At 70.8% G+C, this 21,691-nt stretch carries 23 protein-coding genes and 2 pseudogenes; 13 read left to right on the forward strand and 12 right to left on the reverse strand.

Annotated elements, in window-relative coordinates; all coding sequences use genetic code 11:
* The 3 genes and pseudogenes from TNCT1_RS30540 to TNCT1_RS30550 all read right to left on the reverse strand — a co-directional run.
* Window positions 1–159 (reverse strand): annotated as a pseudogene (locus TNCT1_RS30540) (phosphatidylserine decarboxylase family protein); the annotation flags it as partial.
* Window positions 160–482: 323 nt separating this feature from the next.
* A complete protein-coding gene (locus tag TNCT1_RS30545) occupies window positions 483–1,811 on the reverse strand; it encodes a histidine-type phosphatase (protein WP_143638548.1) in 1,329 nt (442 codons plus the stop codon).
* 248 nt (window positions 1,812–2,059) lie between these two features.
* Window positions 2,060–2,659 carry a TetR/AcrR family transcriptional regulator gene (locus TNCT1_RS30550; RefSeq protein ID WP_143638550.1) on the reverse strand — a complete coding sequence of 200 codons (600 nt, stop codon included), beginning with the start codon at window positions 2,657–2,659 and terminating at the stop codon, window positions 2,060–2,062.
* 100 nt (window positions 2,660–2,759) lie between these two features.
* On the opposite strand from TNCT1_RS30550, the gene TNCT1_RS30555 reads away from it, so the two are divergent.
* From TNCT1_RS30555 to TNCT1_RS30570, 4 genes are all read left to right on the forward strand, one after another.
* Window positions 2,760–3,464 (forward strand): SDR family oxidoreductase, encoded by a 705-nt coding sequence (locus TNCT1_RS30555; protein WP_143638552.1) that lies wholly within the window; start codon window positions 2,760–2,762, stop codon window positions 3,462–3,464.
* 272 nt (window positions 3,465–3,736) lie between these two features.
* A complete protein-coding gene (locus tag TNCT1_RS30560; RefSeq protein WP_143638555.1) occupies window positions 3,737–4,915 on the forward strand; it encodes a Cmx/CmrA family chloramphenicol efflux MFS transporter in 1,179 nt (392 codons plus the stop codon).
* A 202-nt stretch (window positions 4,916–5,117) separates the two neighbouring features.
* On the forward strand, window positions 5,118–6,263 hold the full coding sequence (locus TNCT1_RS30565) for a serine hydrolase (protein WP_143638557.1): 1,146 nt from the start codon (window positions 5,118–5,120) through the stop codon (window positions 6,261–6,263).
* Between the two features lie 127 nt (window positions 6,264–6,390).
* Window positions 6,391–6,954 (forward strand): ABATE domain-containing protein, encoded by a 564-nt coding sequence (locus TNCT1_RS30570; protein ID WP_143638559.1) that lies wholly within the window; start codon window positions 6,391–6,393, stop codon window positions 6,952–6,954.
* Between the two features lie 96 nt (window positions 6,955–7,050).
* Here TNCT1_RS30570 and TNCT1_RS30575 read toward each other — a convergent pair whose 3' ends face one another.
* Complete coding sequence (locus TNCT1_RS30575; protein ID WP_143638560.1) at window positions 7,051–8,493, reverse strand: aldehyde dehydrogenase; 1,443 nt, start codon at window positions 8,491–8,493, stop codon at window positions 7,051–7,053.
* 187 nt (window positions 8,494–8,680) lie between these two features.
* On the opposite strand from TNCT1_RS30575, the gene TNCT1_RS30580 reads away from it, so the two are divergent.
* The 4 genes from TNCT1_RS30580 to TNCT1_RS37015 all read left to right on the forward strand — a co-directional run bounded on the left by TNCT1_RS30580 (window position 8,681) and on the right by TNCT1_RS37015 (window position 11,677).
* On the forward strand, window positions 8,681–9,787 hold the full coding sequence (locus tag TNCT1_RS30580; protein WP_143638562.1) for an alpha/beta fold hydrolase: 1,107 nt from the start codon (window positions 8,681–8,683) through the stop codon (window positions 9,785–9,787).
* 197 nt (window positions 9,788–9,984) lie between these two features.
* Entirely contained in the window at window positions 9,985–10,668 is a 684-nt protein-coding gene (locus TNCT1_RS30585) for a GNAT family N-acetyltransferase (protein ID WP_143638564.1), read from the forward strand.
* A 234-nt stretch (window positions 10,669–10,902) separates the two neighbouring features.
* Window positions 10,903–11,301, forward strand: a complete 399-nt coding sequence (locus TNCT1_RS30590) for an STAS domain-containing protein (RefSeq protein WP_143638566.1) — start codon at window positions 10,903–10,905, stop codon at window positions 11,299–11,301.
* Between the two features lie 139 nt (window positions 11,302–11,440).
* Window positions 11,441–11,677 (forward strand): GyrI-like domain-containing protein, encoded by a 237-nt coding sequence (locus tag TNCT1_RS37015; protein ID WP_373920518.1) that lies wholly within the window; start codon window positions 11,441–11,443, stop codon window positions 11,675–11,677.
* Between the two features lie 188 nt (window positions 11,678–11,865).
* On the opposite strand, the gene TNCT1_RS30600 is transcribed toward TNCT1_RS37015, so the two are convergent.
* Window positions 11,866–12,246, reverse strand: a complete 381-nt coding sequence (locus TNCT1_RS30600; protein WP_143638568.1) for a hypothetical protein — start codon at window positions 12,244–12,246, stop codon at window positions 11,866–11,868.
* A 183-nt stretch (window positions 12,247–12,429) separates the two neighbouring features.
* Window positions 12,430–13,164: an alpha/beta fold hydrolase gene (locus tag TNCT1_RS30605; RefSeq protein WP_143638570.1), complete on the reverse strand. Its 735-nt coding sequence runs from the start codon at window positions 13,162–13,164 to the stop codon at window positions 12,430–12,432.
* Window positions 13,165–13,243: 79 nt separating this feature from the next.
* Here TNCT1_RS30605 and TNCT1_RS30610 point away from each other — a divergent pair, with 79 nt between their 5' ends.
* Together TNCT1_RS30610 and TNCT1_RS30615 are read left to right on the forward strand one after the other, a co-directional pair.
* The gene (locus tag TNCT1_RS30610; protein ID WP_143638573.1) at window positions 13,244–14,218 is read left to right on the forward strand and encodes a YafY family protein; all 975 of its coding nucleotides are present in this window, start codon (window positions 13,244–13,246) and stop codon (window positions 14,216–14,218) included.
* 728 nt (window positions 14,219–14,946) lie between these two features.
* Window positions 14,947–15,231 (forward strand): annotated as a pseudogene (locus TNCT1_RS30615) (WhiB family transcriptional regulator); the annotation flags it as partial.
* A 173-nt stretch (window positions 15,232–15,404) separates the two neighbouring features.
* On the opposite strand, the gene TNCT1_RS30620 reads toward TNCT1_RS30615, so the two are convergent.
* On the reverse strand, window positions 15,405–15,929 hold the full coding sequence (locus tag TNCT1_RS30620; protein ID WP_235902994.1) for a peptidylprolyl isomerase: 525 nt from the start codon (window positions 15,927–15,929) through the stop codon (window positions 15,405–15,407).
* An 82-nt stretch (window positions 15,930–16,011) separates the two neighbouring features.
* Between TNCT1_RS30620 and TNCT1_RS36475 the strand changes: the two genes are divergently transcribed.
* The 3 genes from TNCT1_RS36475 (at window position 16,012) to TNCT1_RS30630 (ending at window position 17,996) form a co-directional block, all read left to right on the forward strand.
* Window positions 16,012–16,260: a hypothetical protein gene (locus TNCT1_RS36475; protein WP_235902996.1), complete on the forward strand. Its 249-nt coding sequence runs from the start codon at window positions 16,012–16,014 to the stop codon at window positions 16,258–16,260.
* 171 nt (window positions 16,261–16,431) lie between these two features.
* Complete coding sequence (locus TNCT1_RS30625) at window positions 16,432–16,920, forward strand: TetR/AcrR family transcriptional regulator (protein WP_143638768.1); 489 nt, start codon at window positions 16,432–16,434, stop codon at window positions 16,918–16,920.
* 296 nt (window positions 16,921–17,216) lie between these two features.
* Window positions 17,217–17,996 carry a D-Ala-D-Ala carboxypeptidase family metallohydrolase gene (locus tag TNCT1_RS30630; protein ID WP_143638577.1) on the forward strand — a complete coding sequence of 260 codons (780 nt, stop codon included), beginning with the start codon at window positions 17,217–17,219 and terminating at the stop codon, window positions 17,994–17,996.
* 51 nt (window positions 17,997–18,047) lie between these two features.
* Here the strand turns inward: TNCT1_RS30630 and TNCT1_RS30635 are convergent, their stop codons facing one another.
* The 5 genes from TNCT1_RS30635 to TNCT1_RS30655 all read right to left on the reverse strand — a co-directional run bounded on the left by TNCT1_RS30635 (window position 18,048) and on the right by TNCT1_RS30655 (window position 21,526).
* Window positions 18,048–18,380 carry a putative quinol monooxygenase gene (locus tag TNCT1_RS30635; RefSeq protein WP_143638579.1) on the reverse strand — a complete coding sequence of 111 codons (333 nt, stop codon included), beginning with the start codon at window positions 18,378–18,380 and terminating at the stop codon, window positions 18,048–18,050.
* A gap of 58 nt (window positions 18,381–18,438) precedes the next feature.
* The gene (locus TNCT1_RS30640; protein ID WP_235902972.1) at window positions 18,439–18,693 is read right to left on the reverse strand and encodes a zinc-binding dehydrogenase; all 255 of its coding nucleotides are present in this window, start codon (window positions 18,691–18,693) and stop codon (window positions 18,439–18,441) included.
* A 121-nt stretch (window positions 18,694–18,814) separates the two neighbouring features.
* Window positions 18,815–19,756 (reverse strand): hypothetical protein, encoded by a 942-nt coding sequence (locus tag TNCT1_RS30645; protein WP_235902973.1) that lies wholly within the window; start codon window positions 19,754–19,756, stop codon window positions 18,815–18,817.
* Window positions 19,757–20,016: 260 nt separating this feature from the next.
* Window positions 20,017–20,847, reverse strand: a complete 831-nt coding sequence (locus TNCT1_RS30650) for a M55 family metallopeptidase (RefSeq protein ID WP_143638581.1) — start codon at window positions 20,845–20,847, stop codon at window positions 20,017–20,019.
* Window positions 20,848–20,944: 97 nt separating this feature from the next.
* Window positions 20,945–21,526, reverse strand: a complete 582-nt coding sequence (locus TNCT1_RS30655) for a GNAT family N-acetyltransferase (RefSeq protein WP_235902975.1) — start codon at window positions 21,524–21,526, stop codon at window positions 20,945–20,947.
* Window positions 21,527–21,691 lie beyond the last annotated feature (165 nt).

Below are 21,691 nucleotides of genomic sequence, written 5' to 3' on the forward strand. Positions count from 1 at the left end.
GCCCGCCGCGAGCGCGGTGGCGGGCACGGCGACGGCCTTGGCGGCGCCCGAGCGGCGGGCGCGGGCCAGGCTGAGGGCTGCGGTGGCGACGGTCGGGAGAAGCCACGGCGATGCTCCGCGCGCAAGACGCACAGGGCGGGCATCGGCAGAAGGAAACATCAGGACTCCTCAAAAACAAGACGGGAAGGTTGCTCGCTCCATCCTTCCGCTCCTGATAGTGGCGGAAGTCCCCCTACATGACGGTCCGGGCAGCCGGCGCTGGGCGGACACGAGCGGCCCGGGTGATACCGCGGCAGTACGGCGACCTCCGCCCGGCGTATTACGGAGCGCCTTCTCGCCCCCGAGGGCGGGGAGCAATGCCCGGCTCGCGGCGCCCGCGCACATGCCCCCGTACGCCGGATACCTGCGCGGCAGGTCACACGGTTCCCCGCGGCTCAGGGAAGCCAGGTCACACGGTCCCAGCGGCTCAGGGAAGCCGCGGCTCAGCGGCGTCCGAAGCAGCGCTCCAGTTCGTCCAGGTCGTAGAAGACGCTGTGCTTCGCGACGGGGTGGCAGCCGGTCCTGAAGGCCGTCTCCTTCTCGTTGTAGAGCATGCGCACCAGGTAGCGGTCGCCCTTGCGGAACACGTCCCATTGGATGTTCGCGCCGAGCGGGGAGACGGACGCGCCCCGCCAGGGGTTGTCGGCCCAGCTGTACGGCTCCCCCGGCGTGGCCGGTTCCGTGCTGCCGGGCAGGCCCATCAGGGCGGCCAGCGGAATGATCTCCTCGGCGTGGGTGAAGCGCAGTTCGGCGCCGAGATCGCTGCTGCCGGCCCGCTCGGCCTCGGCCCGCTCGAAGAAGTCGTCCAGCAGGACGCCGGCCATCTTGTAGGTGATGTCGCTGTCGGCGAAGCCGGGGCCCTTCTCGTAGAAGTCCTCGGCGTCGCTCAGGTATCCGAACCAGGCGGCGTCGGAGCGGGAGACGAACCGCTCCATGCCCCAGCCCCGCCCGCCCGGGCTCTCCTCGCCCATGGCCGGAGCGATGGCGTACAGGTCGTAGACGGCCCGGGCGGCGCCGACCTGGTCGGGGATGCGGTCGACGAAACCGTCCTGGAAGATCCTCTGCAGGACGCTGCGCGCGGCCCGCTCCGTCCGGGGCTGGTCGGTGACGGCCCTCAAGGTATCCCTGAGGCGCTGGTCGTTGGCGAGGTAGTCGCGGTAGGCGGCGCCGCCCGCCGCCTTGTGGAAGTAGAGCAGGTCCTTGTCGGTCCGGGTGGGCCCGATCAGCGGTTTCAGCTCCGGGTCGGCGTCGGCGAGCGCGCCCGCGAACACGTCACCGCTGTCGACGGCCCGCCCCTGGCCGGAGCTGACCACGTCGATCTTCTCGCCGTTCGCGGCGATCCTCCCGAACAGGGACGGCAGCCGCCGCTCCATACGCACGGCCGTGTCTCGCAGCTCCTGCCGGCCGCGGGCGCTGAGGTTGCCGTAGCCCACCTTCTCCATGGCGGCCTGCAGGGCGCGGACCGCCGGCCCGAACTCCTCGCCGCGACGGGTGAGTTCCCCGCCGGCCTGAGCCTTGTCCCACAGCGCGAGGACCAGGTCGACGTCCTCGCTGTCGGTCGCCGCCCGAGAGCCGTGCCGGGACACGTTCTCGGTGAAGACGGGGACGAAGCCGGCCGGCGCCTCCTGGTAGCCCCGCGGGCTCTGTTGCGGCGCGTAGGGCGCCTTGGTGCCGTAGCTCTGGCGGTGCGCGGGGGCGTCGGCCGCGTGCGCGGGGAGCGCGGTGAGCAGCAGCGCACCGAGGGCGAGGAGAGGGGTGGCGAGGCGTCTCATGATCAGCATCTTGGGCGGCCGCGGTGAACCTTCGGTGGCGACGAGATGGAATCACCCCCTTCGTGCCGAACGATGCGGCGAGCACAGCTCACTTGGCCCATCACCGGGCAGCCCCCGTGTCAGCGTAGCGCGGGCTGAATGACTCCCGCATGCGCGCGGGGGCCCCGACCACCACAGACAACAGCGGCAACATGGGCAACAGCCGGGCGCTATGTCGCCGGCCGTCCCACGGAGGCCGGCGACGCGTCTCACCCCTCTTTGACGGCGGCCGCGTCGAGCAGCGTGGTGGCCATCGAGACGGCCAGGCCGTCCAGAGGGCGCCCCTGCACGACGCTGAAGGAGTTCGCCCCGTCGAAGACGACCGTGAGGCGCTGGGCCAGCGACGCCGGATCGGACGCTCCGCCGGCCTCGGCCTCGCGCCGGAAGTAGGCGGTCAGCGCGTCCTTGTGACGGCGGGCGGCCTGACTCGCCGGGTGATCGGGGGACTTGAGTTCCACGGCGGCGGCGACGAACGGGCAGCCGTGGAAGCCCGCGCCCGCGGACAGCGCCTCAAGACGCCGGAAGACGTGGAGGATCCGCTCCCGGGGCGGCCGGCCGTCGTCGGCGTCCGGCAGCAAGGCCGCGCGGTGGGCGGCAGCCGAGCGCTCCAGGCTCGCGGCGATGACGTCGTCCTTGGTCCCGAACAGCTGGTACATCGAACGCTTGGACACCCCCGCCGCGCGGCACAGCGCCTCGACTCCGGCGTGCACCCCTTCCCGGTAGAAGAGGTCCGCCGCGGCGTCGAGGAGCCGGTCACGAGTGGAAGGCGCTGCTGGAGCCGTGGTGGCGGCCGGGGTCGCTTCGGTCATGCGCCCAGCCTACGGCTCCGCTTGCCATGCGGAAAACGATCGGTTTACAGTTGTCGGAAACCGATCGGTTTCCTCTAGCTCTCCAGAACGGTCTCCCGACATGACTGACATCAAGGACTCGGTGGCCCTCGTCACCGGCGGCAGCCGCGGCATCGGCAAGGAGCTGGTGGAACAGCTCTACGAGCGCGGCGCGAGCAAGGTCTACGCCACGGCCCGCGACCCGCGCACCGTGACCCACCCCGACGCCGTGCCGCTGGCACTGGAGGTCACCGACCCGGCTTCCGTGGCCGCCGCGGCCGAGCAAGCGCAGGACGTCACCATCCTGGTCAACAACGCCGGTGCTTCGGTGGGCGGCTCGCTCCTGACGACTCCCCTGGCGGACGTGCGCCGTGACTTCGAGATCAACTTCTTCGGTCCCCTCCTGGTCACCCGAGCCGTCGCGCCAGTCATCGAGCGCAACGGCGGCGGCCATATCCTCAACATCCACTCCGTGCTGTCCTGGATCGGTCTCACCGGCTCCTACAGCGCCTCCAAGGCCGCGCTGTGGCAGCAGAGCAACTCGCTGCGCCTCGAACTGCGGCCCCGAGGCATCACGGTCACCGGTCTGCACGTCGGCTACGTCGACACCGACCTGGCCGCGGACGTGGACGCACCGAAGACCAGCCCGCACGACGTCGCCGTACAGGCGCTCGACGGCATCGAGCAGGGCGCCTTCGAGGTGCTCGCCGACGACATCACCCGGCAGGTCAAGGCCGGACTGGCAGGGGACCCGGCCGACCTGTACCGGCAGTTCATGGCGGCCTGACCGCCCTCGCAGGCGCGCGGCCCCCGCCGCTGCCGCAGGCCGATTCCGGGAAACCGAGGTGCCCCGGCGGGCGCCGGCCGGGTAGCGTGCGGGCCATGTCGAGTCCTGAGTCGGACAGGGTGGGGGCTTTCGGTCACGCCGTCAGCCCCCTGCACCACTGAGCTCGTAGCCCCGCCGTCGCGTCGCGTTCCGCGACCGGACGAGGGCGCCCTGGGGCTGGCCGCGGTGACGAGATGACCTTCTCGTGCTTCTCCTCACCTCGGAGCCACTCGATGCCTCTCCCCCTGTACCTGCTTGCCGTGGCGGTCTTCGCCATGGGCACCTCGGAGTTCATGCTGGCCGGCCTGCTGCCGGACATCGCGTCGGATCTGCACGTCACGGTCGGGACAGCCGGCGCGCTCACGTCGGCCTTCGCGATCGGCATGGTGATCGGGGCCCCGCTCATGGCGGTGCTCGCCCGTCACTGGCCCGCCCGGTCGAGCCTGCTCGGGTTCGTCCTCGTGTTCCTGGCAGCGCACGCCGCGGGCGCTGCCACGTCGAGCTTCCGGGTCCTGTTCGCGACCAGGGCCGTCGCGGCACTCGCGAACGCCGGATTCCTCGCCGTGGCCCTGTCGACCGCTGCCACGCTCGTCCCGCCCGGCAAGAAGGGACGGGCGCTGGCCGTGCTGCTGTCGGGTACCACGGTGGCCACGGTCGCCGGGGTCCCGGGCGGAGCGGTCCTCGGCACGCTGCTCGGCTGGCGGGCCACCTTCTGGGCCGTCGCCGCGCTTTGCCTGCCCGCGGCCGTCGGCGTCCTCGCGGGAATCCCGGCGTCTCGTGCGGAGGCGGACGATCGCGGCGGGCCGGCCTTGCGGACCGAGCTGGCTCAGCTCAAGAGGCCGCGGTTGCTCCTGGTGATGCTGCTGGGCGCGCTGGTGAACGCGGCCACCTTCGCGAGCTTCACCTTCCTCGCCCCCGTCGTGACCGACACCGCCGGGCTGGGCGAGCTGTGGGTCTCCGTGGCTCTGGTGCTCTTCGGCTGCGGTTCGTTCGTCGGCGTCACCGCTGCCGGGCGGCTGTCCGACCAGCGTCCCGGCCTGGTCCTGGTGGTCGGCGGCCCGCTGCTGCTCGCCGGCTGGCCGGCCCTGGCCCTGCTGGCCGACAAGCCGGTCGCTCTGCTTGCCCTGGTGTTCGCGCAGGGTGCCCTGTCGTTCGCGCTGGGCGGCACACTCATCACGAGGGTCCTCTACGAGGCGGCGGACGCCCCGACGATGGCCGGCTCCTACGCGACCGCGGCGCTCAACGTCGGCGCGGCCCTCGGGCCACTCGTCGCCGCGACCACCCTGCGCACCGCCGTAGGGGACGTCGGGCCGCTCTGGACGAGCGGACTCCTGGTCGCACTCGCGCTGCTGGTCGCGTTCCCCCTGCGCGCCGTGGTCGCGGACGACCGGAGCACCGGGGCGTTGCGGTAACGCGTACGTGGGGCTCGGCTTGACCGGGGACATCGGCACTGGTGCACCACATCCCGGGGGCGGCGGGCCGGAACGCCGCCGACCCGGAGCGCGCCCGCCGCCACAAGCCGCCGTGCCCCTCAAGCGATGAGTTTCCGGACGGCCGGAAGTCTGCCGTCAGGAGACAGCATCACACCCGCGCCGGTTCGAAAGAGGCCCGCTGATGAGCGATCTGTACAAGACCCTGCGACGGCACGTCGACGACGGGACGGTTCCCGGGGCCGTGGGACTGGTGGCTCGGGAGGACGACGTCGAGGTGGTCGCCGTCGGGTCGGCGGACGCCGACGGCTCCGCGCCGATGACCCGTGAGTCCGTCTTCCGTATCGCCTCGATCACCAAGCCGATCGTCGCCGCCGCGCTGCTCACCCTGGTGGACGACGGCACCGTCGGCCTGGCCGATCCGGTGGCCGAGTGGCTGCCCGAGCTGGAGAAGCCGGTGGTGGTGCGCACCCCCGGCGCACCGGTGGACGACGTGGTCCCGGCCGTCCGCCCCATCACCGTGGAGGACGTGCTGAGTTCGCGGCCGGGCTGGGGCTTCCCCGCCGACTTCACGCTCCCCGCCGTTCGCGCGCTCTTCGAGGTGCAGAGGGACGGCCGCGCCCCGCACTCCATGCCCGACCAGGACGCCTGGCTGGCGGCCCTGTCCCGGGTCCCGCTGCTGCACCAGCCTGGGGAGGCTTGGCTGTACAACACGGCCTCCGACCTGCAGGGGGTGCTGATCGCGCGGGCCTCGGGCCGCCCCCTGCCCGACTACCTGGCGGATCGGCTGCTGGAGCCGCTGGGGATGGCGGACACCGGCTTCGTGGTGCCGCCGGAGAAACGGGACCGCTTCACCTCCGCCTACCGCCCCGACGGCGCGGGCGCGCTGGTGCGGACGGACACCCCGGACGGCGCGTTCGCGAGCGCGCCGCGCTTCGCGTCCGGCGCCGGCGGGCTGGTGTCCACGGCCGACGACTGGCTGGCGTTCGCCCGGCTGCTGCTGAACGGCGGCGAGGCGAACGGCCGCCGTCTGCTCACGTCCGCCTCTGTGGAACGGATGACCACCGACCACCTCACCGCTGCCCAGCGCGACGCGGGCACGCTCTTCCTGGAGGGCCAGGGCTGGGGTTACGGCGGCCAGGTCGACGTCACGTCCTCCGCGCCCTGGAACGTCCCCGGCCGCTACGGCTGGGTCGGCGGCACCGGCACCGCGGCCCACCTGGTCCCGTCCACCGGGACGGTGACGATCCTGCTGACCCAGGTGGCGATGGAGAGCCCCACCCCGCCTCAGCTGATGCGGGACTTCTGGCGCTCCACGGCGGGGACCTGAAGCGCCGCCGGTCATGCTGCACGGGGGCAGCGACGAGACAGGGCATCGTCGCAGGCCGACAGGTGAACACCGCCTGAGACGGTGACGAACCTTGCCTCGCGGGTCAGTCACCCGTCAAGATGGTGACGTGAATCTTGAGCATGTCTTCGTATGCGGGAATCCGGCCCTCGACTTCGCGGCCACCCTCCGCGCCCGGCGCTCGACCCGGTTCGAGATGTTCGCGACGCCGGGGCGGCTCAACGCCTGGTACCTGGAGTCCGGCCTGGTGGACTCGATCACCCCCGCCGGGGACGAGGACGTCGCGGAGGCGACCACGGTCCGCGAGGCCGTCTACCGGCTCGTCACCGACCGGCGTCTCGGCGAGGGCTTCGACCGGGAGGCCCTCGCCGTGCTCAACGGCGCCGCGCGCAGGACGCCCGCGACACCGCAGCTCACCCTGGGCGGCCGGCACACGGAGGCGACGCCCGAGCAGGCCCTGGCCACCGTCGCCCGCCAGGCCGTCGAACTGCTCAGCGGCCCGGACGTCCCCCTGCTGAAGGAGTGCGGCAACCCCGAGTGCACCAGGGTCTACATCGACCGCTCCCGGGGCATGCGCCGCCAGTGGTGCGGCATGGAGTCCTGCGGCAACAGGATCAAGGCGGCGGCGTACCGGGCGCGCAAGAGGACGACACCTGCGGAGGCGTCGCACTGACCCCAATGCCGTCGACACGGACGGCACGCAGGTCACCGGTGCTCCCGGTGACGCCGCTCGGCCGCCCATGGCCCTGCCCCCAGCAGGCGATCACCGTCAGACGGTGATGGTCTTGTACTCCGTGTACGTGCCGAGGCCGACCGCGCCGTACTCGCGGCCGATGCCGCTCGCCTTGAAGCCGCCGAACGGGCCGTCGAAGGCGACGGACGCGCCGTTGACGGTGACGGTGCCGGTGCGGACGCGGCGTGCGACGGCCAGCGCGTGTTCCTCGTCGGCGGACCAGACGCCGCCGGAGAGACCGTACTCGGAGTCGTTGGCGATGCGCACTGCGTCGTCCTCGTCGTCGTAGGCGATGACCGTCAGGACCGGGCCGAAGATCTCCTCCTGTGCGATCCGCATGGAGTTGTCGACGTCGGCGAAGACGGTGGGCGTGACGTAGTTGCCCTTCTCCAGGCCCTCCGGGATCTGCGGACCGCCGGTGACCAGGCGGGCGCCCTCCTCGATGCCGAGCCGGATGTAACCGCGCACGCGTTCCTGCTGGTCGGGGCGGATCATCGGGCCGATGAAGGTGTCGGGGTCGCCCGGGTCGCCGACCTTCAGGGACTCCACCAACTCCTTGAGCGCGGCCACGACCTCCTCGTAGCGGCTGCGCGGGGCGAGGATCCGGGTCTGGGCGATGCAGGACTCGCCATTGTTGAGCAGGGAGCCGAACTTCACGCCCGCGACGGCCTTCTCGACATCGGCGTCGGGGAGGATGATCATGGCGGACTTGCCCCCAAGCTCCAGGCTGACCCGCTTGAGCTGCTCACCGGCGATCGCGGCGATACGACGGCCGGCCCGCGTAGAGCCGGTGAACGCGATCTTGTCGACCTCCCGGTGCGACACCAGGTACTCACTGGTCTCCCGGTCGGCGGGCAGGACGCTGATCACACCCTCGGGCAGGCCTACCCGCTCCAGCAGCTCGGCGAGGAAACCCATGCTCAGCGAGTTCTCCGGGGACACCTTGAGGACCACCGAGTTGCCGGCCAGCAGGGCGGGGATGATCTTCGAGGTGGCCGAGGAGAAGGGCGAGTTCCACGGAATGACCGCGGCCACGACACCGATCGCCTCACGGCGCACCACACTGCGCACCGTCGACTCGGGGTCGGAGGGTGCCACCGTCTCCTCCCAGCCGAACTCCGCCGCCGCCTTCAGATAGGCGTTCGCCTGCCGTGTGAGGCCGGGCTGCCCGGCACGGGTGAACCAGCCGGCCGAGCCGTTCTCCAGCGAGATCAGGTGCGCGATCCGCTCCGCGTTCTCCTCACGGAGCGCGTTGAACTGCCTCAGTACCTCGGTGCGTTGGTCCGGTGGCGTCCGCCGCCACTCGCCCGACTCGAAGGACGCTCGCGCCGCGGCGAGCGCACGGTCGACGTCCTCGGGCTGCGCCTGCACGGCACGGCCGACCACGGACCGGTCGTGCGGTGAGGCGATGTCGAGCAGCTCGGGGTCGGCCGGCTCGACCCAGGAGCCCGCGATGAAGAGCCGGTCGTAGGTGATCATGCGCTTTCTCCTCAGATGCTTTCGAATAGCCGCTCGGTCGTGGCGAGCGGTTGGTTAACTGTCACACTAACGTAGCAGTTACCGAGAGTGGACACATCCACTTGGACGGGCGGCGTCACCCCTTTGACAGGTGACGCGAGGCGTGCGAGGGTCAGCGGGACAGGGATCGCGTGACGGAGGGATTCTCATGATCAACAGGCGCACGTTCAGCAGGGCCGTCGGCCTGGGCACCGGCGCGGCCGCGGTCTCGCTGTCCGGTACGCAGTCCAGCGCGTCCGCCGCCCCCGTCGCCGCCTCTGCCGGCTCTGCCGCGTCCGGTGCGACCGCAACGCGCCGGGTGGGCGGCGCCTTCGGGCCCACGGTGACGGCCATCACACCTGGCACCCACACCGAGTTCGGCACGATCAAGCAGGTCAAGGCGGGTCTGCTCGACATCGGTTACGCGGAGGCCGGCCCGGCCCACGGCCCGGTCGTCATCTGCCTGCACGGCTGGCCGTACGACATCCACAGCTACGTCGACGTCGCCCCGCTCCTGGCCGACCTGGGGTACCGCGTCATCGTCCCGTACCTGCGCGGCCACGGCAGCACCCGTTTCCTGTCCGGCCGCACCCCGCGCACCGCCGAGCAGTCCGCCGTCGCGCTGGACATCATCGCCCTGATGGACGCCCTCAAGATCGAGAAGGCCGTTCTCGCCGGGTTCGACTGGGGCTCACGCACCGCCGACATCATCGCCGCGCTGTGGCCCGAGCGGGTCAAGTCCCTTGTCTCGACGAGCGGCTACGTGATCACGAAGGTCAGCGCGCAGCTCGAGCCCGCGCTCCCGGCCGTGGAGCACAACTGGTGGTACCAGTGGTACTTCGCCACCGACCGCGGCAAGAAGGCCATGGAGGACGTCGACCGGCGCATCGCGCTGTGCCGCTACGTGTGGACCCTCGTCTCCCCCAACTGGGACTTCGACGACGCCACCTTCGAGCGCACCGCCCAGGCCTTCGAGAACCCCGACTACGCCGCCATCGTGCTGTTCAACTACCGCTGGCGCATCGGCCTGATCGAGGGTGAGCGCCGTTACGACCGCTACGAGAAGCAGCTCGCGGCCCAGCCTCCCATCGCCGTCCCGACGATCACCCTCGACCCGGCCCTGGACCCCTTCACGCCGCCCGGCGACGGCTCCACCTACCGCGATCACTTCACCGGCCCCTACGAGCACCGCGCCATCGCGAACGTCGGCCACAACCTCCCGCAGGAGGCACCGACCGTCTTCGCCCAGGCCGTGGTCGACGCCGACCACCTCTGAGGGCCCAAGGGCCTCTCGGATCCGTCAGCGTCGGTCGTCGAGGGTGACGCTGCGGGTGCCGGAGGAGGTCCTGTCGCCGTCCAGGCCCCGGAAGTACGTCTGCCACCCCCGTCTCGCGGCACCCGACGGGGCCGCGGCGGCGAACAACGGGGCGGTTGTTCGCCGGCCACCGGTTGCGGCCATGCTCTAATCGCCGGATGACGAAGATCGAACCAGGGCTGATACGACGCTGGCTGGACGGCTGGACCCTCGCCCGCTCCCTGCCCGAGGCCGAGCCGGTCGGGCCCGCCGGGGACGGCCTGCGGTCCACGTGCGACCAACCCGGCCGCGAGGTGGAGGTCTTCGCGCTGCGGGCGGATGAGGAGCCCGAGTCCGTGGCGCGGCTGGCTGCATCCGTCGCCGCCGCACGGCAGATCACCTGGCTCACCGTACCTACGCTGCGCCCGGGCGAAGTCGAAGCCATCGTAGGCGCCGCCGGACTGGAGTTGCTCAAGCGGTCGGAGTGGTTCATGACGACCGATCTGACCGGGCACCCGCAGCACGCGCCTGCCGCGCCGTACGAGCGCGAGGTGCGCACGGAGGGATCCGTCACGGTCGTCTCTCTCCACGCCCCCTCGGGAGAGGTGGCAGCGCGCGGCTCCATTGCCGTGGTCGGCGGTGATGCGATCGCCGATCGCATCGAGACGGACGCCGCGCACCGCCGACGCGGCTTGGGCCGCGCGATGATGAGCGCGCTGGCGGAGGCCGCCGTGTCCCACGGTGCCCGTACCGGTCTTCTCATTGCCAGCGAGGAAGGGCAGCGCCTCTACTCCTCCCTCGGCTGGCACCACAAGGCCGACGTCCTGATCGCCCGGGGGCCGGTGGTTCCCTCCACCAGGTAGGGCGTGTCCCATTGTGTGCGGGCCCACGCATGACCGACCGGGCGGGAGCAGCGGGCTTGGCGGGTGTCCGGGGGGCGGGCCGCGGGACGGGCTTCTCGACGACCGTCAGGCGCACGTGCCCGTTGTGGACGCTGGGCCCTCCAGCTGCGCGACGGAAACCGCGTCCAGCGTGGATGAACCTCACAGGACGGGGTAGGCGGCAGCTGCCGTGTGAAGCCCGTTTGAGGAGAACTTGTGAGCAAGCCAGCAGGTCTTGGTGTTGAGGTGGACGTGATCAGCTCCGACGCTGCGGTGATCACCGTCAGTGGAGAGCTCGACACCGACACCGGCCTCGCCCTTCAGCACCAGTTGGCCGGTCAGGTGGTGCACGGACGACGTCACCTCGTGCTGGACCTGGAGGGCGTGCCGTTCATGGACTCCTCCGGGTTGCGCGTGATCGTACAGACCGTGAATGAAATGCGTAACATCGACGGATCCGTTTCCTTGGCCGCGCCCAGTCAAGTAGTGCGACGTGTGCTCGACCTGACCGGGGTCGGCATGACCTGCCGGATATTCGACAGCGCGGACGCGGCCTGTGAAGCCCTCCTGGGCCGGAAGGACGAGGGCACGGCCTACGACACGGTGGATCGATAGCGCCTGGCTCGTGACGGCTGCCTATTCCAGCTCCGGCTCGGGCTCGCCCGACCGCCGGGACGCCGCGGCGACTCCGGACCGGCAGACGGCCAGCGGGGTGCTGCGGCATCGGTGGCAACTGCGGTCAGAGGCCGGGGCAGTGGTCGGTTCCCTGCCCGGAGGCCGGGTCGCGCGACTGACGCACTTCGGATCGTTCGACGGTCTCGGGGCCTCCTGGGAACGACTGGGCTCCTGGATCCAGGCGCGAGGACTGTCCGCCGGAGAGGACAGGTGGGAAACCTACGTCACCCAGCCTTCCCCCGGCATGGACCCCCGTGACCTGCGTACTGAACTCAACTGGCCGGTGGCAGTCTGCCAACCTGCCGCACGGACTTGAGCGCTGGATCCGTTTGCGGCGAGTGATGTCACCGTGCGGGGATGGGACGCGAGGTCAGTTACGCGGGCGGTGGCCGCGAGTCCCGCGTCGCGTTCCGCGTCGGCGGCCGTCAGCTGGGCAAGCCACCGCACGCGGAACAGCAGACAGCCGTTGACCGGCGGCTGCCTGCTGTCGAGACGTCGGGACCGTCAGCCGGCCCAGACGCCCGAGTTATACGCGTCCGAGGCGAAGTAGAACTGGAACTGGGTGCCGTCCTTGACCCCGGTGGCTACCACGGTCCACTGACCTGCCGGTGCGGACTTGTAGGAGTTGCACGTACTGCCCCCCGACGTCGGGTAGAAGCACACCTCCACATAGGCGGACTGGTTGGTCTTGATGTTGATGTCGGCGCAGTTGCTCGTCGTGGTGAGTCGGCCTGAGGTGGGGTACCACCTGGCGCCTGTCGGCTTCGTGTACGACTTCGCGCTGCCGAAGCAGGACGTGGCCGCGGCCTGGGTGGTCGGCGCGACGATCAGAGTGCTGCCGATGAACGCGGCGGAGAGGAGGCCTACGGTCAAGTACTTGCGCAACTTCACGTCTCCCTGTCTGACTTGCGGCAATGTGCCGGCTTTCCCGTTGGTTTCCGTGTCGCCGGGGCGGCTCCATCGGTCACCGGGCTGTGAGCCATCAGCCTGCGCTCATCAGGCGCACCACTGCGACGTCTTGAGACAGGATTCGATGAGGTTCGAAGAGTCGTGGTCGCGCGACCGCGGTCAGGAGACGGCCGCGTCGAGGGTTGCGGCGAGTTCGGCGGGCGCGGACAGCATCGGCCAGTGTCCGGTGGGCAGGTAGAAGCGCCGCCACGGTGGCTGGTTCAGGAAGGCCAGCCCCGGTACCTCGGCATCCAGCAGTTTCGTAAAGTCATGGCAGGCGACCAGGACACGGTCCACGCCGGCGCCGAGTTCCACCGGGCCGGTGAGGCGTTGGGTGTACGTGCCGAACGGCTGAGGGGTGGCGCGGGCGCGCAGAACCTCCCGCCGGCCCTCGTCGAGCCCGTCGAGGCTGCTGGACAGGCCCCCGACCTCGAACGGCGGCATCGGCAGCCGCCATCCGTCGCCGGACGCGGAGACCTGATGACGCAGTTGGTCCGCCGCCTGCGGTGGCATGAGGTCGAGCATGCACATGCCCGCGGCGAACGGGGCGCTGTCCACGTAGACCACGCACTCCAGCCGGTCGCCGAGACGTCCGGCCGCTCCGGTCACCGGGGCAGCCGCGTAACTGTGGGCGACCAGCGTGACGTCGCGCAGATCGTTCCGCTCGATGAATCCGGTGATGTCCGCGATGTGCGTGTCCAGGTCCGTCCGGGGGCCGCCATGGTCGGCGTGCTCGGCCAGGCCCGTCAGTGTCAGCGGCAGCGCCGTGTGGCCGCGCTCCCGCAGGACTCGGGTGGTGTCTTCCCAGGCCCATGCTCCGAGCCAGGCGCCGGGGACGAGAACGAAAGTGGCCATGTGATCTCCCAGAAGTAGGTGCTGCGGGGAGCGTATGGTCAATACAGGACAGAATCGGCCCTGAAATATTGAGTGATCCATGTCGCACCCCCTCACCCGCGTGTTGACCCTGCTGGAAGTCCTCCAGTCACACGCCCGGCTCACCGGGGCGGAGCTGGCCGACCGCCTGGGCACCGACGTCCGCACAGTGCGCCGGTACGCCGCCCACCTGCGGGAACTGGGCATCCCCGTGGAGGCTGAACGCGGCCGCTACGGGGGCTACCGACTGGCCCGCGGCTACCGGCTGCCACCCCTGGTCCTCACCAACGACGAGGCTCTCGCCGTCGTCCTCGGACTGCTCGCCGCGGAACGTCTGGGCATGGGTACCGCCGCACCGGCCACTGCCGGCGCCCTGGCCAAGATCGAGCGGGTGCTTCCGCACGGACTGCGCGAACCGCTCGCCGCCATGCAGGAAACCCTGTCGTTCACCGCCGGCGCCGTCATCGGGCAGGCACCGGGAACCGGCGTCCTGCTGGCACTGGCCCAGGCCTCCCGTGCCCGCAAGACGGTCGGCATCAGCCACCGGTCGTGGCGCGAGGAACACACCGATCGCGACATCGACCCCTACGGCGTGGTCTTCCACGCCGGCCGTTGGTACGTCGTCGGCCACGACCATCTGCGCGACAGCCTGCGCACCTTCCGCATCGACCGCATCACAGCCGTCACCTCCCGAGCCGAGGGTTTCACCGCGCCCGACGGCTTCGACCCCGTGGCGCACCTGACCTCGACCCTGGCCCAGGCCCCCTACCCCTGGCAGGTCGAGGTGACGATCCACGGCCCCCTCGACCAGGTCGCCCGCCGGCTGCCCGGCTCAGCGGTCGCCCTCACCGCCCAGCCCACCGGCGTCCTGATGCACGCGCGGGCAGAACGGCTGGACGGCATGGCACACCTGCTTGCCTCCCTGGAATGGCCCTTCACCATCCACCAGCCCGAGGAACTACGGCAGGCAATCAGGGATCTGGCGGCCCAGCTAACCGAATCCGCCGAACGAACACCGGGAGAAACGCTGCGATAGCGGCAGTCGGCATCGTCGGACTGCACTCTCGTCACTACCGATTCGCTCCGCACCGGGGCTGAGGATGCGACCGCTTCGTGCGCCTGCTCAGAGGGCAGGGGCAGGGGCAGGGGCAGTCACCGCGCGTAGTTCATCAAGGGCGCAGGTGGAGATCGTCCGAGCGCTGCACGGGCGGTGGTGCATCGATGCGGGGCTCCACGGCGGGGCTCCGCGCCGCGCGGTTGATGGCATGGCGGTGGTTCCCTTGAATCGTGGGGACTGCGGGGAGGCAGGGGCGAAGAGCGACCCGGAGCGATGGCGGCCAGCGCGGCGGGCCTGCGGGACCGGCCGGGACGTGGTCGGCGCTGCTCGAGCGGGCGGTCGAGACGATCGGAACGTCCTTGGTCGAGCGGACCACCTGCGAGGAACTGGCCGTCTTCCCGCGTCGGCATGCGCGTGACGCGGCAACCATCGCGCGCAACCGCTGCGTCTGTAGGCGTCATGGCCCGAGCCCAAGCCGTGCCGGCCAAGGCGTGTCCTCTGTCGTGATCACGCCGTGAGGCGGAGGCTGCACCTCCGGATCACCGCTCCGCGCGGGTGGAGGTTGGCGGTGCCCGTCGTCGTCACTGGACTTGCCGCAGGTGTCCACCGCTGCCGGGGGCGTTCCACGCGCACGACACTCAACTATGGCGAAACCGGTCATAACCTGTTTAATATTTCCCGAACCCCTGCCGGAACTGCGGCGCTTTATGCACCGCGGTGATGATTCGCCGTGCCCGCGGACAGCCGGGAAGGGGTTCGTAGTGACCTGCACATCAAGCGGAGACCAGGCAAGGTCGGACTGGCGCGATCGCGCGGCCTGCGTCGGAGAAGACCCCGAGATCTTCTTTCCTCTCTCGGATCTCATGACGCCTGGTGCGGAGGCCTCCCTCGCCCGAGCCATATGCCGCCGCTGCCCTGTGATCATCGACTGCCGCACCTGGGCGCTCGACCACGGTGAGGACGACGGAATCTGGGGTGCCACAACCGCCGCTCAGCGCCGCTCGATCCGACGCGCGGTCGCGGAACCCGTCCCCGCGACCAGGCGCTCCTGCGACGAGCGGGGAGAAAGTGGCGAGTTAGCAGTCGTCCTCACCCGCCTCACCGCCGTGGCGCGGCCAGTCGCCCAGCCGGATCCCGCTGACCACGCTGACCGCGCCACGATGTGTCAAGGCCGGCAGGACGGCCGGACGCTGAGCAGCTCGGTGCGCAGCACGGGCGTGCCGTCGACGGGCGCCGGGTCCTGCGCAGTCTGTTCGATACCGCCGGCAGCGATCTTGTCGAGCGTCTCCAGGCCGGCGGCACCGACCGTGCCGAACACCGTGTAGTTCGGCCGCAGCACCGAGTCACCGTAGACGACGAAGAACTGTGAACCGTTCGTGTCGGGACCGGCGTTGGCCATCGCCAGCAAACCGCGCCCGTAGAGGCGACGGGCGCCGGTCGGATCGCTCGGTGCCGGCGGCAGGTCCACCGGCAACTCGTCCTTGTACTTGTACCCAGGTCCGCCTTCGCCGGTGCCGGTCGGGTCGCCGCACTGCAGCACCTTCAGCGTCGGGTACGCCGTCAGCCGATGGCACACCGTACGGTCGTAGAACCGGTGCCGCGCCAGGTGCACGAAGCTCTGCACCGTGCACGGCGCCTTCGCCCGGTCCAGACGGAGCGGGAGCGGGCCCTGGCTGGTCGGGACAGCCACATCGACCGTGCCACGACTGGGGGTGTGTCGAGGATCGGACGGCAGGGGAACCGGCCGCGCAGCCGGCTCGTCAGGAGTCTGGGTGTACTGGCAAGGTCCGTGCGTGGTTCGCGGCTGGGCACCGGAGGTGGAGGCGGAGGCGGTGGTGCTGCCCGCCGACACGACCAACGCTGCCGCCGCCAATGCGGTCATGAGAGCTCGGTTCATCCTGCACACCCTCCAGAAGATCGTCAGATTTCGGAGCGGTCGCAGTCTAGGGCGCGGCCTGCCGGGCGCGCTCGGGGATGGCGCATTCCTGTCGCACGCCGGTGAGCCGGCAACCGCGACCTAACGCCCTCGCGCACCCATCGCCATCCGCAACCAAGCTGTGGCACTTGTTGGCCCTAACACCACCCACAGGAGGCGGTAGCTGCTTCAGGCTTCACATTCGGGCTCTAGACTCAGGCCGGTGAGAGCCGACGCAGCACGCAACCTGGAAGCAGTCCTGACCACCGGAGCCCGTATGCTCGCCGCCGACCCGGCCGCCAGCATCGCGAGCATCGCCGGCGAGGCGGGCGTGGATCGGCGTACCGTCTACCGCCGTTTCGCCTCCCGCGACGAACTCCTGGCGGCCATCTACGAATCACGCCTCTCGGCCATCGAGCACGCCATCGAGGACGCCCGGCTCCGCGAAGCCCCCGTCGCCGTGGCCCTGCACCGCTACGTCGAGAACATCATCACCGTCAACCGCACCTGGCCCGTCGACCTCACCCGCATGCTCGCCGACGACGACGTACGCGCCCGCCGCGACGCCTCCGTCCGCGAAGTCGACACCTTCCTCCGCCGCGCCACGGACGAAGGCCTCCTGCGCTCCGACCTCCCCGAGGGCTGGGCAGGCGCGCTCCTCCCCCAACTCATGCACCTCGTCGTCCGCCAACTCCCGGAACTGAGCGCGGGCCAGGCGGCGGACATCGTCGTCGACACCTTGCTGAACGGGCTCGGGAGGTCTTGACACACGGACGCGTACCGGTGGACACGCGGGGCCCGTCGGCCCGGTGAGCAAGCGGATCTGACGCGACAGCGGTCCGCTCGGTGCGCGGCGCCTGCGGGCCGGCCGGCATCGCGCGGTCCTCCGAGAATTCACCAACCAATGGGGACCGTGGGGTTGGCAAGCCCTGTTGCTGCGTAAATTATCTTGTCATGAACCTGCGGTCCGCCGGACGGGTCGCACATGCAGGGCCGCGGGCGCTTTCGGCGCCGGTACGACCAGGACCGAGGAAGCACGGAGAGGAACGCGGGATGGCGGGCATGAACGCATCAGGGAGCTTGGACGGCGGCATCGGGCGTCGCACCCTCCTGCGCGGCGCGGCAGGCTGGTCGGCGGCCGCCGGGATGGCACTTGCCCTCGGCGCGGGGACGGCGGGCACGGCTTCGGCGTACGGCTGGACGCGCACGCTCCAGCAGGGCATGAGCGGTGCCGACGTGACGGAACTGCAGGTGCGCGTCGGCGGCTGGGCCGCATCGAGCGCCCAGCAGACGTACGTCGGCTGGGACGGCGCCTTCGGACCGGCCACCGAGAGCGCGGTCCGACGGTTCCAGTCCGCGTACGGTCTGACGGCGGACGGTGTCGTCGGGCCGCAGACGCAGAGCGTGCTGAACAGCCTGGAGAGCGGCGACGGTTCCTCCGCGCACTTCGACTGGAGCGAGTTCTACTCCAAGGACGGCTCGGGGTTCAGCGGCGGCAAGGTGAGCGCCACGCAGGTCAAGGAGAACGTGCGTCGCCTGATGTACAAGCTGGAGGCGGTGCGCAAGAAGGCCGGCGACAGCTCGATCACCGTCAACTCCGGCTTCCGCAGCGTCGCCCACAACTCGTCGGTGGGCGGCGCCTCGAACAGCATGCACGTCTACGGGGTCGCCGCGGACATCGTGGTCGCGGGTCACACCACGCTTCAGGTGTACAGGATCGCCGAGACCTGCGGCTTCTCCGGTCTGGAGGCCTACAGCCACTCGTGGCAGCACGTGGACAGCCGGGTGCAGTACCCCTCGTACGGCTCCGGCTCCTGGTGGTGGGAGAGCGGCGTGGTGTGACCCTTTCGCGGCCTCTGGGCCGTAGGCGCGCCCGTGCCGCAGGGAGTCCGATCAGCTCTCCTCCGGCACCGCCATCTCGCCGAGGCGTGACCAGTCGTCCTGGGGGACGGTCACGTTGACGATGCGCGGTGTCTCCGCGAGGTGGCTCGGCAGGGTCGCGCAGGCCGTGCGGAAGTGGTCGGAGCCGACGTGGGCCGCACCGGCATCGTCGTCGCGGAACGCCTCGATCAGGACGTATTGCGTCGGGTCGTCGACGCTGCGGGACCACTCGAACCACAGGCAGCCCGGTTCGGCGCGGGTGGCCCGGGTGAACTCCCCGGTGATCTCGGGCCAGGCGTCGGCGTGCTCGGGCAGGACGCGGAACTTCGCGGTGATGAAGATCATCGATGCTCCTCACAGACGGTGCGGGTGCCCGGTGGCCGGGCTCTTGCGGGGTCGCCGTTCAGGGGACGAGGATCGCGCGGCCCCGGACCCGGCCCGCGTCCAGGTCGGCCAGGGCGTCCTGGAAGCGGTCGAGCGGATAGGGGGTGGTGTGCAGGCGGACCCGCCCCTGGGCGGCGAGCACCATCAGCTCGCGCAGGTCGTTGTAGGAGCCGACGAGGTTGCCGATGGAGTCGAGCTGGTTCTCGGGGCGTGCGTCCCACAGCGCGATGTGCGCGTCCACGATGAAGTACTTCTCGCCGTCCTTGCTGTACACGCCGGCCTCCCGTCCCTCCGAATGCCTCGTGCCACAAAAACGACGTTAGGCACCCTGCAGGCAGCCTGCGAGTCGTCGGCCGTCGCGCCCGGGCGCGGCCGGCCGCGGGCCCTGATCCCCCTCACCGGTCCGGGCCCTCGGCCGGGCGGCGGGAGATCTCTCCCCGTACCCTGCGCCACCGTGACCGGGCCTGCTCGACCACGGCGTCCCACTGCCGGCGGACCTCACGCTCGGACGGGCGGTGGCCTTCACGGATCCGGACGAGCTCGTCCCGTACTTCGCGTCCCGCCGCCACCGACGCGACCAGGCAGAGCATCCCTGCGAAGAGGGCGGAGATCATCGCGAAGACCGCACCGACCACCCCGTAGCGTGTCGCGGAGGAGTTGAAGAGACGCGGCATGTAGATGGTCGCGCCGACCGAATAGGCCGCCGTGAGAGCGGCGCCGGTGACGCCGAAGGGCAGCAGGTCCGTCCATCCGATCCGCTTCGCCGACAGGATCCAGCCGCTCCAGACGAGGAAGGCGGCGGTCACCGGTACTCCGCACGCCAGGGCGACCAGCCCCAGGGCGTATCCGCCGAGGAGCGCGGAGAGCAGTGCCATGACCGCGGCGTAGCCGCCGAGGGTGAGGATCCACCACAGGCCGTTGCGTGTGTTGCGCACGCTGAGGGGCCTGAGCTCCCATGTCTGTTCGAAGAGCCGCTGCGCGGCGCGCGTGAAGCTCAGCACCGAGATCATCAGGAAGACGACGCCGAAGACGCCGAAGCTCGCGCTGGGCCCCTCGGGAGAGGAGAAGAGCGAGCCGACCGCCGCGGCGCCTGCCCCGGTGAGGCCGTAGCGTCTGATGATCCGGCCGGCGGCGTCGTAGTGCGCGAAGACGGTGCCGAGGAGGATGGACAGCGGGACCAGTGCCGTCAGCGCGCTGGACGCCAGGGCCATCGAGCGGTCGAAGCCGAGGATCTTCTGGAACCGGTTGATGATGCGCAGCGCGAACGCGGGGCGCAGCCAGAACGTGAGCGTTCGGACCAGGCGCTCCCGCTTGACCTGTGCCGTCCTACCTTCCATGGGCCGGCACGGTGGTGCGGTCGAGGCCCTCGGCCGGGTGTCGTCGCCGGGCCGCCCCGGTGGACGGCTCGCCCGGCTTCGCGTTCACCGCCCGGCGTCGGCGCCGCGCCGCCCGGTCCGTCCGGGCAGGGGCCGGGAACGGCTCGGGCACCGCCCACGACTCATCGGCTAGCTCATGACGAAGCACCACGAACCGGTCAACGAACGACCGACGTGGAGGACACGACCCGGCGCGTTCTCGGCGATGTCGTTCGCGGCGGTCAGCAGTAGGGAGGCTGGTTGGTCAGGGAGGCCGCCACTCGCATCCACACGCCGAACAGCCGGTAGAGGCCGGGCACGGTGCCCTCCGACCGAACGGTCCGTGCGTCCGTCGAGGTGACGCCCGGGATTCCCTGGAGCGTCGAGGCGACCGAGGCCGACTGCCAACGGACCGTGAGGGTGGAGGAGGCCGCCGCGCCGGCTGGGGCCTTCAGCGGTGCGGAGAGACGGGCGGCGACCGCTTCCTCGATGGACGCCCGTGCTTCGTGCGGCGGTCGCAGACCTGCCGAGAACCGGTCCCGCGCGAACTTCACGGCCACGGTCGTCACCGAGGCGTCCCATTCCGTCATCTCGGTGCAGGCACGGTCGTCGCCGGTGAGGACGGCCACCGGAACGCCGATGGCGGCCGCGGTGGCATGGGCCAGGCCGATCTCACCAACCGGCCTGCCGTCCAGCCACATGTCCTCGATCTCGTGCCCCATGAAGCTGTGGCTGAGTACGCCGAGCGCGCCGGCGCGCGCGTGGTAGCCGACGAAGAGTGCGGCATCGTGCTCGGGAGTGAGTCCCTCGAGCATGCCCATCTGCTTCGGCCTGCCGCGGATGAGGTGCACCGCGGGGTGCAGCGACTCGGGCAGGAGGTTGCGCATCGGGCCGTGCGCGTCGTTGACGGTGATGTCTGTGGCGCCCGCCGCCAGGGCGCCGCGGACGGCGGCGTTGACGTCCTCCGCCATCATCAGCCGGCCACGCTCGTAGTCGCGGCCGCCGGGCTGGACGTCGTCGGCGTCCACCAGCCCGGTGATGCCTTCCATGTCGACACTGATGTAGATCCGCACCGCTCAGTCTCCTCACCTTGATCGTTCGAGGAGACGTCTGCCGCTCTCGCCGCGGTTCCTCCGTGGCGGCGGCCGCCCCGGGCGGATCCCGGAGCCGTCAGCCGGGGTCCTGCCGGCGGAAGTCCAGCATCTGGAAGACCTTGTCGTACCGGCGTTCACCGACGGCGACGAAGTCGGGCAGACGTCCGTACTCGGTGAAGCCCAGTGACCGGTAGAGCCGCAGGGCATGGGTGTTGTCGCCGCGGGCGTCCAGGGTGAGGACCTCGATGCCGGCCTCGCGGGCGTCGGCGATCAAGGCGGTGGCCAGCGCCCGGCCCACACCGCGCCCATGGACCGCGGCAGCCACCGCGATCTTCTCCAGGTCGGCGTGGGGCCGGTGAGTCGGCCGGGCGTAGCGCAACCAGTACCCCAGCCCGACGAGCCGGCGGTCGAGATACGCGGCGCGCAGGGCCGCGTCACCGGCTCGCACCGCTGCGACGACGTCGCCGAGAAGTTCCGCCACCTCGTCCGGCGAGGGCGGTTCGACCCAGCCCAGCGCGGCGCCACCGCGGACCAGATCCGCCAGCATCCGGTGGGCCGACTCCGCGAAGCGGACCTCCAGCGCGGGATCGGAGGCCAGCTGTGCGGCGCCGAGGACGGCGGGCCGGGTGGCCCCACCGTTGATCATGGCCGGATTCATGAGCCGCAGCTTAGGCCTTTTCGGAGGCCGGGGGCCGAGGAGGCGGTGCGGCGGCCGGTCCATGGGCCGGATCTGCCCGCTCAACGGGCTCATTTCGCGGAGCTGAGTACTTCCTGAGTAGGCGCGCTCATGCGGCACGAGACGGCGCGGCCCAGACTCCCGACC

It is taken from the genome of Streptomyces sp. 1-11 (genome assembly GCF_007176755.1).
In the GTDB taxonomy this organism is placed as follows: domain Bacteria; phylum Actinomycetota; class Actinomycetes; order Streptomycetales; family Streptomycetaceae; genus Streptomyces.

Coding starts and splice junctions, on each gene's coding strand:
- TNCT1_RS30545 (WP_143638548.1), bottom strand. CDS start 1,811: ATGAGACGCCTCGCCACCCCTCTCCTCGCCCTCGGTGCGCTGCTGCTC.
- TNCT1_RS30550 (WP_143638550.1), bottom strand. CDS start 2,659: ATGACCGAAGCGACCCCGGCCGCCACCACGGCTCCAGCAGCGCCTTCC.
- TNCT1_RS30555 (WP_143638552.1), top strand. CDS start 2,760: ATGACTGACATCAAGGACTCGGTGGCCCTCGTCACCGGCGGCAGCCGC.
- TNCT1_RS30560 (WP_143638555.1), top strand. CDS start 3,737: ATGCCTCTCCCCCTGTACCTGCTTGCCGTGGCGGTCTTCGCCATGGGC.
- TNCT1_RS30565 (WP_143638557.1), top strand. CDS start 5,118: ATGAGCGATCTGTACAAGACCCTGCGACGGCACGTCGACGACGGGACG.
- TNCT1_RS30575 (WP_143638560.1), bottom strand. CDS start 8,493: ATGATCACCTACGACCGGCTCTTCATCGCGGGCTCCTGGGTCGAGCCG.
- TNCT1_RS30580 (WP_143638562.1), top strand. CDS start 8,681: ATGATCAACAGGCGCACGTTCAGCAGGGCCGTCGGCCTGGGCACCGGC.
- TNCT1_RS30585 (WP_143638564.1), top strand. CDS start 9,985: ATGACGAAGATCGAACCAGGGCTGATACGACGCTGGCTGGACGGCTGG.
- TNCT1_RS30605 (WP_143638570.1), bottom strand. CDS start 13,164: ATGGCCACTTTCGTTCTCGTCCCCGGCGCCTGGCTCGGAGCATGGGCC.
- TNCT1_RS30610 (WP_143638573.1), top strand. CDS start 13,244: ATGTCGCACCCCCTCACCCGCGTGTTGACCCTGCTGGAAGTCCTCCAG.
- TNCT1_RS30625 (WP_143638768.1), top strand. CDS start 16,432: ATGCTCGCCGCCGACCCGGCCGCCAGCATCGCGAGCATCGCCGGCGAG.
- TNCT1_RS30630 (WP_143638577.1), top strand. CDS start 17,217: ATGAACGCATCAGGGAGCTTGGACGGCGGCATCGGGCGTCGCACCCTC.
- TNCT1_RS30635 (WP_143638579.1), bottom strand. CDS start 18,380: ATGATCTTCATCACCGCGAAGTTCCGCGTCCTGCCCGAGCACGCCGAC.
- TNCT1_RS30645 (WP_235902973.1), bottom strand. CDS start 19,756: ATGGAAGGTAGGACGGCACAGGTCAAGCGGGAGCGCCTGGTCCGAACG.
- TNCT1_RS30655 (WP_235902975.1), bottom strand. CDS start 21,526: ATGAATCCGGCCATGATCAACGGTGGGGCCACCCGGCCCGCCGTCCTC.